Below are 14,553 nucleotides of genomic sequence, written 5' to 3'. Positions count from 1 at the left end.
GGCCGATGAGGATGCCGACGCCGCCCATGGTGTTGCCGAACCCCAGCGCGAAGCTGGCGACCGCGTCCGCCACCGCCGGGCAGGGGCAGCTGATCCTCGCCGCCGTCGTCGGCATCGCCGTGATCGTCGTGCTGATCACCTGGCTGAAGCTGCACCCCTTCGTCTCCCTGCTGATCGGAGCGCTGACGACGGGCCTGATCGCGGGGCTGGCGGCGGCGGACGCGGTCGCCAGCTTCGCGCTGGGGTTCGGCAACACCATGGGCGGCGTCGGCATCCTCATCGGCCTCGGCGCGATGTACGGCAAGCTCCTCGCCGACTCGGGCGGCGCGGACCGCATCGTGGACACCCTCATCGCCCGCTCGAGCACTCGCGCGCTGCCCTGGATGATGGGCTTCGTCGGCGCGCTGATCGGGCTGCCGATGTTCTTCGAGGTCGGGCTCGTGCTGCTGATCCCGGTCGTGATCCTGGTCGCCCGCCGGAGCGGTCTGCCGCTGATGAAGGTGGCGATCCCGACGCTCGCCGGCCTCTCGGTGATGCACGGCCTCGTCCCGCCCCACCCCGGACCGCTGGTCGCGATCGACGCGCTCGGCGCGAACCTCGGCGTGACCCTCGCGTTCGGCGTCCTGGTCGCGATCCCCACCGTCGTCGTCGCCGGCCCGCTCTTCGGCCGGGTCGCCGCCCGCTGGGCGCCGGTGGAGACGCCGCCGCTCTTCGGCGAGGGCGCGGGCGAGACGCGCGAGCACCGCCCGGGCTTCGCCGCCGCCGTCGCGAGCATCCTGCTGCCGGTCGTGCTGATGCTGGGCAAGGCGATCGCCGACATCGCGGCCCCCGGATCCACGGACGCCTGGAAGGGCGCCCTCGACTTCCTCGGCACACCGACCATCGCGCTGGGGATCGCGCTCCTGGCCGGTCTGGTCCTGCTCGGACGCGGCGGCCGGATGAACCGCACCGAGCTGCAGGCCTCGCTCTCGAGCTCGCTGCCGCCGATCGCGGGCATCCTGCTCATCGTCGGCGCGGGCGGCGGTTTCAAGCAGGTCCTCGTCGACACCGGGATCGGCGGGGTGGTCGCCCAGCTCGCGGAGGGGAGCGGCGCCTCGGCGCTGCTGCTCGCCTGGCTCGTGGCCGTCGTGATCCGCGTCGCCACCGGCTCCGCGACCGTCGCCACCGTGACCGCCGCAGGGATCTTCCAGCCGCTGACCGAGACCATGGACGGGCCGATGGTCGCCCTCATGGTGCTCGCGATCGGCGCCGGCTCGGTGTTCCTGTCGCACGTCAACGACGCCGGGTTCTGGCTGGTGAAGGAGTACCTCGGGCTCAGCATCGGCCAGACGCTCAAGACCTGGACCGTGATGGAGTGCCTGGTCTCGGTGACCGGGCTCGCCGGGGTCCTCCTGATCGGTCTCTTCGTAGGAGGTATCTGATGACCGCTCTTCCCACCGTCCCCGTCCGCGCCGTCGTCGTCATGGGCGTCTCCGGCAGCGGCAAGTCGACCGTGGCGTCGCTCCTGGCGCGCCGACTGGGCTGGGAGTTCCTCGAGGGGGACGACCTGCACCCGCAGGCGAATGTCGACAAGATGCACGCCGGCATCCCGCTGACCGACGAGGACCGGGCGCCCTGGCTGGCCGAGATCGCCCGCGTGGTGGACCAGCGGATCGCCGAGGGCGGCTCGGTCGTCGTGACCTGCTCTGCCCTGCGCCGCCGCTACCGCGACGTCCTGCGCCGCGACGACCTCGTCTTCGCGCACCTCGCGGGATCGAGGGACCGTATCGCCGGGCGGCTCGCCTCGCGGGTCGGCCACTTCATGCCGACCACGCTGCTCGACTCGCAGTTCGAGGCGCTCGAGCCCCTCGGCGACGACGAGCTCCACGTCACGGTCGACGTGGGCGGCGCTCCGGAGGAGGAGATCGCCGAGATCCTCGGGGGGCTCGGCCTCGCGCCCGCGGGCGCCTAGAGCAGCAGCGACTCCACCGGCACGGCCGGGAGGCCGAAGGCCGCGGCGACGGCGGTGTTCGTCACCCGGCCGTCGTGGGTGCTCAGGCCGCGGGCGAGCGCCGGGTCGGCGGCCAGGGCGGCCCGCCACCCGCGGTCGGCCAGCGCGAGCGCGTAGGGGAGCGTCGCGTTGGTGAGCGCGCGGGTCGAGGTCTCGGGGACGGCGCCGGGCATGTTCGCGACGCAGTAGTAGACGCTCCGGTGCACGGGGAACACCGGGTCGTCGTGCGTGGTCGGACGCGAGCCCTCGAAGCAGCCGCCCTGGTCGATCGCGATGTCGACCAGCACCGAGCCCGGCTTCATCGTGGCGACCATCTCGTCGGTTACCAGCTTGGGCGCCTTGGCGCCCGGGATGAGGACGGATCCGATCACGAGGTCGGCGTCGGCCAGCTGCGCGGCGATCTCGTAGGCCGAGGAGGCGCGGGTCTGGATCGCGCCCTGGAAGCGGTTCTCGAGCTGCGCGAGGCGGGGGAGCGAGAGGTCGACGATCGTGACGTCGGCCCCCATGCCGAGGGCGTTGGCCGCGGCGTGCTCGCCGGCCGTGCCGCCGCCGATCACGACGACCTTCGCCTTCGGAGTGCCGGGGACCCCGCCGAGCAGCGTGCCCCGTCCGCCGACGGCGCTCATGAGGTGGTACGCGCCGACCGTGATCGACAGGCGCCCGGCGACCTCGCTCATCGGCGAGAGCAGCGGCAGCCGCCGGTCGTCCAGCTGGACCGTCTCGTAGGCGATGGAGGTCGTCCCGGCGGCGAGCAGCGCATCGGTGCACGGGCGGGAGGCGGCGAGGTGGAGGTAGGTGAAGAGCACCTGGTCGCGGCGCATCCGCGGGTACTCGGCCTCGATCGGCTCCTTGACCTTGAGGACCAGCTCGGATTCGCCCCAGACCTCATCGGGCCCGTCGACGACGCGGGCGCCGGCGCGGCGGAAGTCGTCGTCCGACACGCGGGAGCCCAGGCCCGCGCCGGCCTCGACCAGGACCTCGTGGCCGCGGCGCACCAGCTCGTGGACGCCGGCCGGAGTGGCGGCGACCCGGTTCTCGTTGTTCTTGATCTCGGTGGGGATCCCGACGCGCACGGCGGCTCCTTCGCTGCGGCCCGCGGGGCGGGCGGTGGGCGCCGATCCTGCACCGGCTCTGCCCCCATCGTGCGAAGATCGTGCCCGGAGCGGAGGAACTCCGCAGGATCGGTCGGAAGTCACCGCACGGGCCGAAGGTTCGTCGGCGGAGTGAGGGAGCGGGCGCATGCCACCGAAGGATCTGCACGACCTCGACGACCTGGATCCGGTCGACCGGACCCTGGTGCGCCTCCTCCGCGCCGACGCGCGGACGCCCAACAGCCGGCTCGCCGAGCGCGCCGGCATCGCCCCGTCGACCTGCGTCGCACGCGTCCGGGGCCTCGTCGAGCGCGGCGTCATCACCGGCTTCACCGCCGAGCTCGACCCGGCGGCGCTCGGCCTGACCCTGCAGGCGCTGATCAGCGTCAGCATCCGTGTCGGCCAGCGCCAGGCGATCACGCGCTTCGCGGAGGAGATCCGCGCGCTGCCCGAGGTGGTCCAGGTGTTCTTCCTCGGCGGGTCGGAGGACTTCATCATCCACGTCGCGGTCCGCGACTCCAGCGACGTGCGGGACTTCGTGGTCTCGAACCTCTCGGCGAACCCGGCGGTGGCCTCGACGCGCACGAGCCTGGTGTTCGACCACCACCGCAAGGGCCCGGCGGTCCCCGAGTAGCGCGAGCCGGCGCGGGCCCGAGCGGCCGCTCGGCCCGCGCCCGTCCCTCGGGGCTAGTGCGCCCCGGGGTTCACGTCGCCGCCCCCGCGCTGCATGAGGCCGGGGATGCGCTTGGCGAGCCCCGGGATCGCCTCGTCCGAGATCGAGATCCGCGTGTCGCGCAGGCGCTGGCGCAGCAGGGTCTCGACGTCCTCCTCCGGTCGCAGCTCGGCGTCGCCGGCGACCTGCAGCAGCACGCCGCGCAGCTTCTCGTCGAGCTGCGCGTCGTCGCTGCCGTGCTGGATCGGGTGGTCCTGGGATGCGTTCGTCATGCCTCCATGCTGGCACCGGCGACCCCGAGCCGAGAGGACTTGCGCCGCGGCAGGATGGTCGCATGCCGTTCACCCGCGCCGAGCTCGCAGCGTTCCAGGACCGCACCGTCGAGGACCTGCTGGGCGACGACGTCCGGCTCCTCTTCGTCGGCATCAACCCGGGACTGTGGACCGCCGCCACCGGCGCGCACTTCGCCCACCCCGGCAACCGCTTCTACCCGGCGCTCGTCGCGGCCGGGATCCTCGAGCGCGCGCCGCGCGTGTCCGAGGGGATGAGCGCCGCGGACCGCGCGGAGCTCGTCTCCCGCGGCGTCGGCATCACCAATCTCGCCTCCCGGGCGACCGCCCGCGCCGACGAGCTGACCGCGGAGGAGCTGCGCGAGGGCGCTCAGCGGCTGGTCGCCACCGTGGAGCGGGTGCGTCCCCGGGCCGTCGCGGTCGTCGGCATCACCGCCTACCGGATCGCGTTCGGACGCCGCAGGGCGGTGCAGGGCAGGCAGGAGGAGGACGTGGCGGGCGCGCCGCTCTGGGTGCTGCCGAACCCGAGCGGCCTGAACGCGCACGACACCGTCGCCTCGCTCGGGCGCGCCTACCGCGAGCCGGCGCTCGAGGCGGGGATCGTCTCTTCCGACGCGCTCCTGCCCGGGGACGTCGGACCCCGCCCGCAGGAATAGCCGTCGACCCCCGGAGGTTGCAGAAGTCCATGAGTATGCATGAAGTCAAGTTCGGCGTCGACACGTTCGGCGACGTCACCGCCGGCCCCGACGGCGCCCCGCTGCCGCACGGCCAGGTCCTCCGCGACGTGGTCGAGGAGGGAGTCCTGGCCGACCGGGTCGGCATCGACTTCTTCGGGATCGGCGAGCACCACCGCGCCGACTTCGCCGTGAGCGCACCGGACGTCGTGCTCGCCGCCATCGCGGCCCGCACCGAGCGCATCCACCTCGGCTCCGCCGTGACGGTCCTCTCCTCGGACGACCCGGTGCGCGTCTACCAGCGCTTCGCCACCCTCGACGGACTCTCCGGCGGCCGGGCCGAGGTCATCCTCGGCCGCGGCTCCTTCACCGAGTCCTTCCCGCTCTTCGGCTACGACCTCGCGCAGTACGAGGTCCTCTTCGAGGAGAAGCTCGACCTCTTCCACGCTCTGATAAAGGGCGGCCCGGTCACCTGGCAGGGCACGACCCGCCCCGCGCTCACCGAGCAGAGCGTCTACCCGACCCTCGACAACGGCACTCTCCGCACCTGGATCGGCGTCGGCGGCAGCCCCGAGTCGGTCGTCCGCGCCGCCCGGTACGGCTTCCCGCTCGTCCTGGCGATCATCGGCGGCTCGCCGGCCCGCTTCCGCCCCTACGTCGACCTCTTCGGCCGCGCGCTCGACCAGCTCGAGCAGCCCCGCCTCCCGGTCGCCGTGCACTCGCCCGGCTTCGTCGCCGACACCGACGAGGAGGCGCGCGAGCTGTACTTCCCGCACCACAAGGCGATGATGGACGCCATCGGCCGCGAGCGCGGCTGGTCCCCGATGACCCGCGAGCGCTTCGAGGAGGAGGCCGGCCCCGACGGCGCCATCCACCTCGGCTCGCCCGAGACGGTCGCCCGGAAGATCGCGCGAACGGTCGAGGCCCTGGGCATCGACCGCTTCGACCTCAAGTACAGCGCCGGGACGTTGCCGCACCCGGCGATCATGCGCAACATCGAGCTCTACGGCACGCAGGTCATCCCGCGGGTGCGCGAGCTGCTCGCGCACTGACCCCCGCCGGGCGCCCGTTCCCCCGCTGGGCGCTCGGCGCGTTCCGAGCCGACGCGGTGCGCGCTCCCACCGGGCGCCCGGCCCGCGTCGATACACTCGGAACCCCCCCGCCCCGACCCTCCCGGAAGCACATGCCCGACAGCCACGCCGCCCGCACCCCCTACGAGGTGCTGGGCGTCGCCGCCACCGCGTCCGACGACGAGCTCCGCCGGGCGTACCGGCTCCGCCTCCGCGAGACCCATCCGGACACGGGAGGCGACGCCGCGTCGTTCCACGCGGTGCAGCTCGCCTGGGAGCGGATCGGCAGCGCCTCCGCCCGCGGCGACTACGACCGAGGCGCTCCCGCCCCCGGGAGGTCCTCCCCGCAGTCGCCGTACACCGGCTCGCCGCGCCCGCAGACCGCCTCGGCCGTGCGCGCCCGCTCCTACGGTCACCCGGGAGGCGCGGCGCGCGAGTACTACCTGCGCCTGGTGCGCGAGTGGCTCGGCCGCGGCGTCGAGACCGAGGACCCCTTCGACCCGGCGATCGTCCGCTCCGCTCCTCGCGAGATCCGCTCCTGGCTCGCGAAGGCTCAGGCCGAGGAGGCGACGGCCGCGCTCGTCGGCGCGCTCGGCATCGCCTACACGATCTGGAACGACGTCGCGGTCGGCGACGGCGGGCTCAAGATCGACCACCTCGTGCTCGGGCCGGCCGGCCTGCTCGCGCTGACCTCCGCCGACTGGGGCGACCCGGTCCGCTTGAAGAAGGGCGAGCTGGAGGGCCCCGGGATCGCCGAGGACGAGAAGCCGATCGCCTCGCTCGCGAAGGCCGCGCGCCGTCTCGGCCGCGAGCTGGGCGTCCGCTTCTCGACGAGCGTCGTGGTCGTGCCGGACGACGCGCTGGAGCAGCCGTTCGAGCAGGTCGAGCGCGGCAGGCACCAGGGCGCCGTCGTCATCCGCCGCTCGCTGCTGCCGCAGCTGCTGCGCTCCGGCACGGACGACCCGCGGCTCGGCGGGTACGGCGAGTCGTTCGAGGTCCGCACCCGCGTGCAGAACCGCATCCGCTTCGTCTGACGCCGCGCTAGCCGCCGCTCGCGACCGCGGCAAGGGGTTAGCGCGCATCCGGCGCCCCGCCCACCATGGGACGTGCCCTCGGGCATCCACGACGAGCGGAACGAGGACGGACGATGGTGCGATTCGGATACACCCTGATGACCGAGCAGAGCGGACCCAAGCAGCTGGTGGGCTACGCGGTCGACGCCGAGAGGCTCGGCTTCGAGTTCGCGGTCTCGAGCGACCACTACTCGCCGTGGCTGACCGAGCAGGGGCACGCCTCCTACGCCTGGACGCTGCTCGGAGCGGTCGCGCAGGCCACGTCGACCATCGACCTCACGACCTACGTCACCGCGCCGACCATCCGCTACCACCCGGCCGTGGTCGCGCAGAAGGCCGCGACGCTCGCGATCCTCTCCGACGACCGCTTCACGCTCGGCCTCGGCTCGGGCGAGAACCTCAACGAGCACGTCGTCGGCGAGGGCTGGCCCTCGGTCGCCGTGCGCCAGGACATGCTCGAGGAGGCCGTCCACCTCATCCGCGAGCTGCACACCGGCGAGCTGGTGACCTGGGAGGGCGAGTACTTCCGCGTCGACTCCGCCCGCATCTGGGACCTGCCGGACAAGCCGGTCGAGATCGGCCTGGCGGTCTCGGGGGAGAAGTCGATCGCCCGCTTCGCGCCGATCGGCGACCACCTCATCACGACCGAGCCCGACGCCGAGCTGATCTCGCAGTGGACCGCGGTCCGCGGTGCGGACGCCGCCCCCTCGCGCACGATCGGCCAGATCCCGATCTGCTGGGCGCCGGACAAGGAGCAGGGAGTGGCGCTGGCCCACGAGCAGTTCCGCTGGTTCGCCGGCGGCTGGGCGGTCAACTCCGATCTGCCGACCCCCGCCGGCTTCGCCGGAGCGAGCCAGTTCGTGCGCCCGGAGGACGTCGCCGAGCAGATCGCCTGCGGCCCCGACCTCGACGAGCTCGCCCAGAGCTTCGTGCCCTACATCGAGGCGGGCTTCACCGACATCGCCCTCGTCCAGGTCGGCGACGAGCTGCAGCAGCGGTTCCTCGACGAGGCGGCGGAGGGGCTCCTGGAGCGCCTGCGCGCGCTCGCCCCGTGAGGCCGCTGCCGGGTCGCGCGGTCAGAATCCGCGGAGGCGCTCGATGTCGCGCCGGTCGCGCTTCGTCGGGCGGCCCGCTCCGCGGTCACGGACGATCACGCCCGGCGCGGACTCCCGGGGTGGCGGCGGGGGCGTCCGGTCCTCCATGCATTCGGCGGCCACCGGCGCACCGACCCGCTTGACCACGAGTCCGCGGACGATCAGCTCCCGGTCGAAGCCGCCGATCCGGGCGCGGACCTCATCGCCCACCCGCACGGTCTGCGCCGCCTTGGCCCGCTCGCCGTTGACGCGGATGTGGCCGGCCCGGGCCGCGGTCGTCGCGGCGGAGCGCGTCTTGTAGATGCGCACCGCCCAGAGCCACGCGTCCACCCGCACGGCACCGGTCACCGGGATCTGCATCCACCCAGTCTACGAACGGCGCCCGCTCGCCACCCACCCCGCGGTCCTACACTGGCCGCCGACAAGGAGGTTCCCATGAACCGAGACGACAGCATCTACACCGGAGCGGACGACGCGCTGCGGAGCGGCGACGACCGCATGGTCGCGGCGAACGACAGCTCCGGAGCCGGCGGAACCCGCGGCGACGTCGGCATGAGCACGACGAGCGGCGAGGGCACCGGGGTCCCCACCCGCGGCGCGCCTCCGCAGAGCGGATCCCCGTCCGAGCTGCGCCCCACCGGCTTCCCGCACGCGGGCCTGGAGTTCTCGCTCGTCCCGTCCGGGCACGAGGAGTGGCGGATCGAGCACCCGGGCGGTCGCACCGTCGGCGTCCTCGCCGTCATCTCGCACGCGGGCGAGGAGTCGGAGGCCGTGTTCGTCACGCGCCGCGTCGGCTCCGAGGACGCCGTGGCCGAGGGCACCGACTGGCGCGGCATCGTCTCGGCCGTGATCAACGACGAGGCGGCGGACGAGCGCGATCCGGTCCAGCTCGACCCCACCGTCGAGCACGTCCGCGGCGGACTGATCAGCCGCGGCCCCGCGGACGTCGACGGCCTCTCCTGAGCCCTCTTCTCCTCCGGGACGCCGTCCGCGCTCGGCGCGGGGCGTCCCACGGGGAGGATCGGAGTCTCAGCGGGCGAGCAGCGCGGCGTTGATCCGGGCCGAGAGGTCGGCGTCGACGCGGCGGTCGGTCCCGTCGACGGCGCGGACGGGAGCGGCGTTGCGCGCGCTCGAGACCAGCCACGCCGCGTCCGCCGCCTCCAGATCGCCCGAGCGCAGCGGACGCACCGCCGTCCCGAGGCCGAGGCCCGGCGCGAGCGCGAACAGGTCGGCCTGCGTGGTGCCGGGCAGCAGCCCGAGGCTCGGCGGAGGAGTCACGAGCTCCCCGCCCGTCAGCAGCACGAGGTTCGAGGTCGGCCCCTCGAGCAGGTAGCCGTCGCTCGACACGAACAGGGCGTCGTCGGCACCGCGCCGGGCGGCCTCCCGCACGGCCGCACGGTTCACCGCGTACGAGAGCGTCTTCGCGCCGGCGAGCAGCCAGGGGGACGTCGACTGCACGTCCGAGCGCAGCCCGCGGTCCAGCAGCACTACGCGCACGCCGTCGCGGCGGGCCGGGCCGAAGTCCGGGCTGGTCTGGACGAAGACGACGCCGGTGGGCCGCCCGCCGCCCTCGACGCCGCGGGTCAGGATCGTCTTCACCATCGCCTCGGCGACGGGCGGGTGCGCGGCCACCGCCGCTCCGATCGCCTCGAGCCAGGCGGGCCGGTCCGGCCGGGGCAGGTCGAGCATCCGGGCCGAGCGCTCGAGGCGGTCCAGGTGCGCGTCGAGCGCCTGCAGCCGTCCGTCGACCAGGTTGATCGTCTCGAACACGCCGTCGCCGCGGGTGAAGCCGAGGTCGGTGACGTCCAGATCGCCGCGCCCGCTCGGATCGATGCGGTGCGCGGGTCCTCCCGGCGAGTGCGCCTCGGCGTCGAGGGAGGGTCGGTCGAGGACGACGAGGGTCTCAGCGGGCATGGGCGGTGCGGTCCTTCCGGGAGCGGCGGCGGGGGGAGAAGCGGAGCAGCGCGATCGTCAGCAGGGCGCCGATCAGGGAGCCGCTGCCGTTCGAGACGAGGTCCTGCACGTCGGAGACGCGGGTCGGCAGCCACAGCAGCTGCGCGGTCTCGACGGCCGCCGACACGGCGAGCCCGATGACGGCGGCCCACAGGCGGCGACCCGCCGGCAGCTGCGCGGCGATCAGCGCACCGAGCGGCACGAAGAGCAGCACGTTCGCAGTGAACTCCGCCACGTCGAAGTCGAACCAGCCGGTGAGCGGCGTGGAAGCGAGGAAGGCGATGATCCCGCGGATCAGCGCGTTGGGCTCCCCGGCCGGGTAGGGCGCGGGCGTCAGCGTGATCAGGGCGATCAGCGCGAGCCAGGCGAGCGTCGCGAGGCGGAGGGGTCTCGAGCGGCGCATCGTCCGATTCTGCCAGCCCGTCGGGGTCGGGCGCGGCGGGCGCGGTGTGGGAGGCTGGAGGGCATGACCAGCGAGGACCCCGGCGCGGACGCCGTGCTCCCGCGCCACCCCTTCGACGCGTCGCTCGGCGACGGCTGGGTCGAGATCGGCGACGGACGCCGCTTCTGGGGGCGCTTCGGCGCCGCCGGCCTCCTCCTGCGCGATCCGTCGGGACGCGTCCTGCTCCAGCACCGCGTCAGCTGGAGCCACTTCGGGGACACCTGGGGGCTGCCCGGCGGCGCCCGTCACCCCGAGGAGACGGCCTTCGAGGCGGCCCTCCGGGAGTCGGAGGAGGAGGCGGGCGTCCCCGCCGACCTGATCCTGCCCGTGCTCTCCAGCGTCGTCGTGATCGGACCGTGGAGCTACTCCACAGTCCTGGCCGAGTCCCGCGAGCACTTCACTCCCCGCATCAGCGACGCCGAGAGCACCGAGCTGCGCTGGGTCGCCCCCGACGAGGTCGACTCCCTGCCGCTGCACCCGGGCTTCGGAGCGGCCTGGCCGGGCCTGCGCGCGCTCGGCTCCTCGATCCCGGTGCTCGTCGTGGACGCCGCCAACGTGGTCGGCTCACGCCCCGACGGCTGGTGGCGCGACCGAGCCGGCGCCGCGGAGCGCCTCCTCGCCTCCCTGGCCCGCCTCGCGGAGGCCGGCGTCCCCGGCCGTCTCCTGGGGATCGACGCCGACACGGTCTGGCCGCGCATCGCCGTGGTGCTCGAGGGAGCGGCGCGCGCCGCCCGTCCGGAGCCGGGCGCTCTCATGGAGCGGCTGACGGTCCACGCGGCCGACGGCTCGGGCGACGACGCGATCGTCGAGCTGGTCGGCGCGCTCGAGACCGCGGTCGTCGTGACGGCCGACCGGGGGCTGGCCGCCCGCGTCGAGGCGCTCGGGGCCGCCGTGGTCGGTCCGCGGTCGCTGCTCGACCTCCTCGATCCCGCCCGGGAATAGGCCGCGGGGGCACCCGGTTGCATCCCCCATGGCTACGACTGCGATGACCCTCGACTCCCACGACCAGACGATCGCCGACGGCATCGTCCTCATCGACTTCTGGGCCGACTGGTGCGGCCCGTGCAAGCAGTTCGCTCCGGTCTTCGAGGCCACGAGCGAGAAGAACGCCGACATCACGTTCGCGAAGGTCGACACGGAGGACCAGCAGCAGCTCGCCGCGAGCTACGGCATCTCCTCCATCCCCACCCTCGTGGTGTACCGCGACGGCATCCCGCTGATGGCTCAGCCCGGCGCCCTGCCCGCCCCCGCGCTCGACAACCTGATCGAGCAGGTCCGCGGCCTCGACATGGTCGAGGTGCGCCGCCAGTACGAGGAGGCGAAGGCCGCTCAGGAGGCCGGCGCCGCTCCGCAGGCCTGATCCGCGCGGCGCTTCGATCCGCTCCGCAGGCGGGAGGCGCCCGCAGACGCACGAGAACCCCCGGCAGCCGTGAGGCCGCCGGGGGTCCGTCGTTCCGAGCCGCGATCAGCCGGTGTTCTGCAGACCCGCCGCGACTCCGTTGACCGCGAGCAGGAGCAGCCGCTGGTTCTGCTCCGTCCCGGATCCGCCCGGGTCGGTGCGGAGCGCCTTCAGTGCGCGCAGCTGCAGGAGCGAGAGCGCGTTGACGTACGGGGTGCGCAGGCGCACGGCACGGCCGAGCACGCGGTGGCCCGTGAGCAGGCTCTCCTCGCCGGTGATCGAGAGCACCCACCGGCGGGTGAGCGCCATCTCGTCGAGCACGAGTCCGGCGAGGCCGTCGCGGGAGTCGAGGGCGAGGTACCGGCGGGCGATGCCCTCGTCGGTCTTCGCGAGCGACATCTCGACGTTGTCGACCATCGTCGTGAAAAGCGGCCAGGAGGCGTAGGCCTCGCGGAGCAGGTCGAGGTCACCGACGGCCTCGAGCGCGCTGCCCAGCCCGAACCAGCCGGTCAGGTTGACGCGGGCCTGGGTCCAGGCGAAGACCCACGGGATCGCTCGCAGGTCCTCGAGCGACTCGACGGAGAGGCCGCGGCGGGCCGGACGCGAGCCGAGGGCGAGCAGGCCCACCTCCTCCTGCGGGGTGACCCGGGCGAACCACGGCGCGAAGCCGTCGGCCTTCACGAGCTCGAAGAAGCGGCGGCGCGACTCGCGGTCCATCGTCGCCGCCACCTCGGCGAAGCGCTCCGCGGCGCCCGCGTTGCGCTCGCCGACCGCGGGGGAGGAGGCGAGCAGCGTCGCTCCCGCCACCTGCTCAATGTGCCGGGTGGCGATGTCCGGGTTGCCGTAGCGGGCGAAGATGACCTCGCCCTGCTCCGTCAGCTTGAAGCGGCCGTCCACCGATCCGGGCGGCTGCGCGAGGACGGCCCGGTTGGCCGGCCCGCCGCCGCGGCCGAGCGCTCCGCCGCGACCGTGGAACAGCGTGAGCACGATGCCCTCGTCGGCCGCCCACTGCGCGATGCGCGCCTGCGCGTCGTAGAGCGCGAGCGTCGCCGAGACCGGTCCGACGTCCTTCGACGAGTCGGAGTAGCCGAGCATCACCTCGAGCCGGTTGCCGGTGGCCGCGAGGCGCGCCTGCACCTGGGGGAGGCGGATCATCTCGGCGAGGATGTCGGTCGAGGCGTCGAGGTCGGCGAAGGTCTCGAAGAGCGGGACCGCGTCGATGATCGGCGGCTTGCCGTCGGTCGCCGCCTCGGCCAGTTCGAAGACCGTCCGCAGGTCGTCGGCCGACTGCGTGAAGGAGACGATGTACCGCCTCGCCGCGTCGGTGCCGAAGCGCTCCTGGACCTTCGCGATCGCCCGGAACACCGACAGGACCTCGAGGCCGCGCTCGTCGAGCTCCTCGCCGGCGCGGATCGCGGCGATCGTCTCGCGGTGCACCTTCGAGTGCTGGCGCACCTCGATCTCGGCGAGGTGGAAGCCGAAGGTCTCGAGCTGCCAGACGAAGTCCTGGAGGTCGCCGAAGGCGGCGCGGACGTCCTCGGCCTCGACCAGGGACTCCTGGAGGGTGCGCAGCTCGGCCAGCAGCTCGGCGGCGGCGGAGTAGGCCAGCGGCCCCTCGGAGCGGGTCGCGGCCAGGCGCTCGGCCGCGAAGAGCAGGACGCGGCGGTGCGCCTCGTTGGGCGAGCGCTCGGCGATGTCGGCGGCGAGCTCGGGAGCCCGCTCGACGCAGGAGGCCCAGAGCGCCTCGACGGCGGCCGACGGGGGAGTGGTCGACGCGTCGAGGGTCAGCGCGCGGCCCACGCGGCGGGCGACCCGCTCGAGGCCCATGAGGACGTGCTCGGAGGCGATGTCCACCGCAGCGAGGGTCGTCTCGGCGGTGACGAAGGGATTGCCGTCGCGGTCGCCGCCGATCCAGGTGCCCAGGCGGACGAAGGCCGGTGCGACCGGAGCCCGGGTGCCCGAGCCCTCGCCGAGCAGAGCGTCGTCGAGGCGGCGGTAGACGCGGGGGAGCACCGAGAACAGCGACTCGTCGAAGACGCTCATCGCGGTGCGCACCTCGTCGAGGGGAGTGGGCTTGGACTCGCGCAGCGGAGCGGTGCGCCACAGCGTGTCGACCTCGGCCAGCAGCCTGCGGCGGATCTCCACCAGCACGACGCCGCCCATGCGCGGGTCGTCGCGCTGCTCGAGCAGGTCGCTGATGCGGCGGATGGTCGAGGCCACTGCGCGGCGGCGCGCCTCGGTCGGGTGCGCCGTGAGGACCGGGCGGAACTCCAGTCGGGACAGGCGCGCGAACGCCTCGTCCTCCCCGAGCTCCCCGGTCAGCCGGCGCATCGAGGCGAGGATCGAGTCCTCGGGCGACTGCGCGCCGGCGTCGGCCTCGCGCCGGCGCAGCACGCGGACGCGGTGGAACTCCTCCGCCACGTTGACGAGGTGGAAGTAGCAGGTGAACGCCCGGGCGACCTCCTCGGCGCGCTCGAGCGTGAGCGAGGCGACGAACTCCTCCGCCTCCGCGGTCCCGGCGGCGTCGCCGCTGTCGTAGGCGCTGATCGTGAGCGCGCGCAGGCGCTCCACGTCCTCGTAGAGGGAGGGCTCGCCCGACTCGCGGAGCACCTGGCCGAGCAGCTCGCCCAGCAGGTGGACGTCGGCGCGGATCCTCTCGTCGAGCGGAGGCGCGGTCGTCCCGTCGGCGGAGGAGGGGGCGGTGGCGGAGGCGGGTGCTGCGGTCGCGGCGGACGCGTCGGAGAACGGATGCACGGGAGAGACCTTAGCGGCGGTGCGTATCGAGCACATGACGCCTGCGTCAC

16 protein-coding genes are annotated in these 14,553 nt (G+C 73.9%); 10 read left to right on the top strand and 6 right to left on the bottom strand.

The window, feature by feature from the left end; all coding sequences use genetic code 11:
* Positions 1–26 precede the first annotated feature (26 nt).
* Positions 27–1,421, top strand: a complete 1,395-nt coding sequence (locus C5C95_RS12585; protein ID WP_104324556.1) for a GntP family permease — start codon at positions 27–29, stop codon at positions 1,419–1,421.
* The gene (locus C5C95_RS12580; protein ID WP_104324555.1) at positions 1,421–1,951 is read left to right on the top strand and encodes a gluconokinase; all 531 of its coding nucleotides are present in this window, start codon (positions 1,421–1,423) and stop codon (positions 1,949–1,951) included. The genes C5C95_RS12585 and C5C95_RS12580 overlap by 1 nt, the downstream gene beginning before the upstream one ends.
* Here the strand turns inward: C5C95_RS12580 and ald are convergent.
* Complete coding sequence (gene ald / locus C5C95_RS12575; RefSeq protein WP_104324554.1) at positions 1,948–3,063, bottom strand: alanine dehydrogenase; 1,116 nt, start codon at positions 3,061–3,063, stop codon at positions 1,948–1,950. The genes C5C95_RS12580 and ald overlap by 4 nt on opposite strands.
* Before the next feature lie 166 nt (positions 3,064–3,229).
* On the opposite strand from ald, the gene C5C95_RS12570 reads away from it, so the two are divergent.
* Positions 3,230–3,715 (top strand): Lrp/AsnC family transcriptional regulator, encoded by a 486-nt coding sequence (locus C5C95_RS12570; RefSeq protein WP_104222560.1) that lies wholly within the window; start codon positions 3,230–3,232, stop codon positions 3,713–3,715.
* 53 nt (positions 3,716–3,768) lie between these two features.
* On the opposite strand, the gene C5C95_RS12565 is transcribed toward C5C95_RS12570, so the two are convergent.
* The gene (locus tag C5C95_RS12565) at positions 3,769–4,026 is read right to left on the bottom strand and encodes a hypothetical protein (RefSeq protein ID WP_104222561.1); all 258 of its coding nucleotides are present in this window, start codon (positions 4,024–4,026) and stop codon (positions 3,769–3,771) included.
* Between the two features lie 62 nt (positions 4,027–4,088).
* Here C5C95_RS12565 and C5C95_RS12560 point away from each other — a divergent pair, with 62 nt between their 5' ends.
* From C5C95_RS12560 to C5C95_RS12545, 4 genes are all read left to right on the top strand, one after another.
* On the top strand, positions 4,089–4,700 hold the full coding sequence (locus C5C95_RS12560) for a mismatch-specific DNA-glycosylase (protein WP_104222562.1): 612 nt from the start codon (positions 4,089–4,091) through the stop codon (positions 4,698–4,700).
* Between the two features lie 35 nt (positions 4,701–4,735).
* Entirely contained in the window at positions 4,736–5,770 is a 1,035-nt protein-coding gene (locus tag C5C95_RS12555) for an LLM class flavin-dependent oxidoreductase (RefSeq protein ID WP_104318951.1), read from the top strand.
* Positions 5,771–5,901: 131 nt separating this feature from the next.
* On the top strand, positions 5,902–6,822 hold the full coding sequence (locus C5C95_RS12550) for a DnaJ domain-containing protein (protein ID WP_104247154.1): 921 nt from the start codon (positions 5,902–5,904) through the stop codon (positions 6,820–6,822).
* A 113-nt stretch (positions 6,823–6,935) separates the two neighbouring features.
* Positions 6,936–7,916: a TIGR03557 family F420-dependent LLM class oxidoreductase gene (locus C5C95_RS12545; protein ID WP_104247153.1), complete on the top strand. Its 981-nt coding sequence runs from the start codon at positions 6,936–6,938 to the stop codon at positions 7,914–7,916.
* A gap of 21 nt (positions 7,917–7,937) precedes the next feature.
* Here the strand turns inward: C5C95_RS12545 and C5C95_RS12540 are convergent, their stop codons facing one another.
* Positions 7,938–8,315, bottom strand: a complete 378-nt coding sequence (locus tag C5C95_RS12540) for an RNA-binding S4 domain-containing protein (protein WP_181027140.1) — start codon at positions 8,313–8,315, stop codon at positions 7,938–7,940.
* A 75-nt stretch (positions 8,316–8,390) separates the two neighbouring features.
* On the opposite strand from C5C95_RS12540, the gene C5C95_RS12535 reads away from it, so the two are divergent.
* Positions 8,391–8,918, top strand: coding sequence for a hypothetical protein (locus C5C95_RS12535; RefSeq protein WP_104225386.1), 528 nt, complete (start codon positions 8,391–8,393; stop codon positions 8,916–8,918).
* Between the two features lie 66 nt (positions 8,919–8,984).
* Here C5C95_RS12535 and C5C95_RS12530 read toward each other — a convergent pair whose 3' ends face one another.
* Positions 8,985–9,869 (bottom strand): aminotransferase class IV, encoded by an 885-nt coding sequence (locus C5C95_RS12530; RefSeq protein WP_104324553.1) that lies wholly within the window; start codon positions 9,867–9,869, stop codon positions 8,985–8,987.
* A complete protein-coding gene (locus C5C95_RS12525) occupies positions 9,859–10,311 on the bottom strand; it encodes a VanZ family protein (RefSeq protein ID WP_104222568.1) in 453 nt (150 codons plus the stop codon). Before C5C95_RS12525 ends, C5C95_RS12530 begins: the two co-directional genes overlap by 11 nt.
* A 63-nt stretch (positions 10,312–10,374) precedes the next feature.
* Between C5C95_RS12525 and C5C95_RS12520 the strand changes: the two genes are divergently transcribed.
* Together C5C95_RS12520 and trxA are read left to right on the top strand one after the other, a co-directional pair.
* Positions 10,375–11,292: an NUDIX domain-containing protein gene (locus tag C5C95_RS12520; RefSeq protein WP_104250743.1), complete on the top strand. Its 918-nt coding sequence runs from the start codon at positions 10,375–10,377 to the stop codon at positions 11,290–11,292.
* 28 nt (positions 11,293–11,320) lie between these two features.
* Positions 11,321–11,710 (top strand): thioredoxin, encoded by a 390-nt coding sequence (gene trxA / locus C5C95_RS12515; protein WP_104225382.1) that lies wholly within the window; start codon positions 11,321–11,323, stop codon positions 11,708–11,710.
* A gap of 105 nt (positions 11,711–11,815) precedes the next feature.
* Here the strand turns inward: trxA and C5C95_RS12510 are convergent, their stop codons facing one another.
* The gene (locus C5C95_RS12510; RefSeq protein ID WP_104324552.1) at positions 11,816–14,539 is read right to left on the bottom strand and encodes a phosphoenolpyruvate carboxylase; all 2,724 of its coding nucleotides are present in this window, start codon (positions 14,537–14,539) and stop codon (positions 11,816–11,818) included.
* Positions 14,540–14,553 lie beyond the last annotated feature (14 nt).

It is taken from the genome of Rathayibacter sp. AY1B7, from assembly GCF_002932735.1.
Lineage (GTDB): Bacteria > Actinomycetota > Actinomycetes > Actinomycetales > Microbacteriaceae > Rathayibacter.
This window is presented reverse-complemented; position numbering and strand designations above follow the sequence as displayed.

Bases quoted from the DNA above. Each gene is read 5' to 3' on its own strand.
- C5C95_RS12585 (WP_104324556.1), top strand. From the start codon at position 27: ATGGTGTTGCCGAACCCCAGCGCGAAGCTGGCGACCGCGTCCGCCACC.
- C5C95_RS12580 (WP_104324555.1), top strand. From the start codon at position 1,421: ATGACCGCTCTTCCCACCGTCCCCGTCCGCGCCGTCGTCGTCATGGGC.
- C5C95_RS12570 (WP_104222560.1), top strand. From the start codon at position 3,230: ATGCCACCGAAGGATCTGCACGACCTCGACGACCTGGATCCGGTCGAC.
- C5C95_RS12565 (WP_104222561.1), bottom strand. From the start codon at position 4,026: ATGACGAACGCATCCCAGGACCACCCGATCCAGCACGGCAGCGACGAC.
- C5C95_RS12560 (WP_104222562.1), top strand. From the start codon at position 4,089: ATGCCGTTCACCCGCGCCGAGCTCGCAGCGTTCCAGGACCGCACCGTC.
- C5C95_RS12555 (WP_104318951.1), top strand. From the start codon at position 4,736: ATGCATGAAGTCAAGTTCGGCGTCGACACGTTCGGCGACGTCACCGCC.
- C5C95_RS12550 (WP_104247154.1), top strand. From the start codon at position 5,902: ATGCCCGACAGCCACGCCGCCCGCACCCCCTACGAGGTGCTGGGCGTC.
- C5C95_RS12545 (WP_104247153.1), top strand. From the start codon at position 6,936: ATGGTGCGATTCGGATACACCCTGATGACCGAGCAGAGCGGACCCAAG.
- C5C95_RS12540 (WP_181027140.1), bottom strand. From the start codon at position 8,315: ATGCAGATCCCGGTGACCGGTGCCGTGCGGGTGGACGCGTGGCTCTGG.
- C5C95_RS12535 (WP_104225386.1), top strand. From the start codon at position 8,391: ATGAACCGAGACGACAGCATCTACACCGGAGCGGACGACGCGCTGCGG.
- C5C95_RS12530 (WP_104324553.1), bottom strand. From the start codon at position 9,869: ATGCCCGCTGAGACCCTCGTCGTCCTCGACCGACCCTCCCTCGACGCC.
- C5C95_RS12525 (WP_104222568.1), bottom strand. From the start codon at position 10,311: ATGCGCCGCTCGAGACCCCTCCGCCTCGCGACGCTCGCCTGGCTCGCG.
- C5C95_RS12520 (WP_104250743.1), top strand. From the start codon at position 10,375: ATGACCAGCGAGGACCCCGGCGCGGACGCCGTGCTCCCGCGCCACCCC.
- trxA (WP_104225382.1), top strand. From the start codon at position 11,321: ATGGCTACGACTGCGATGACCCTCGACTCCCACGACCAGACGATCGCC.
- C5C95_RS12510 (WP_104324552.1), bottom strand. From the start codon at position 14,539: ATGTGCTCGATACGCACCGCCGCTAAGGTCTCTCCCGTGCATCCGTTC.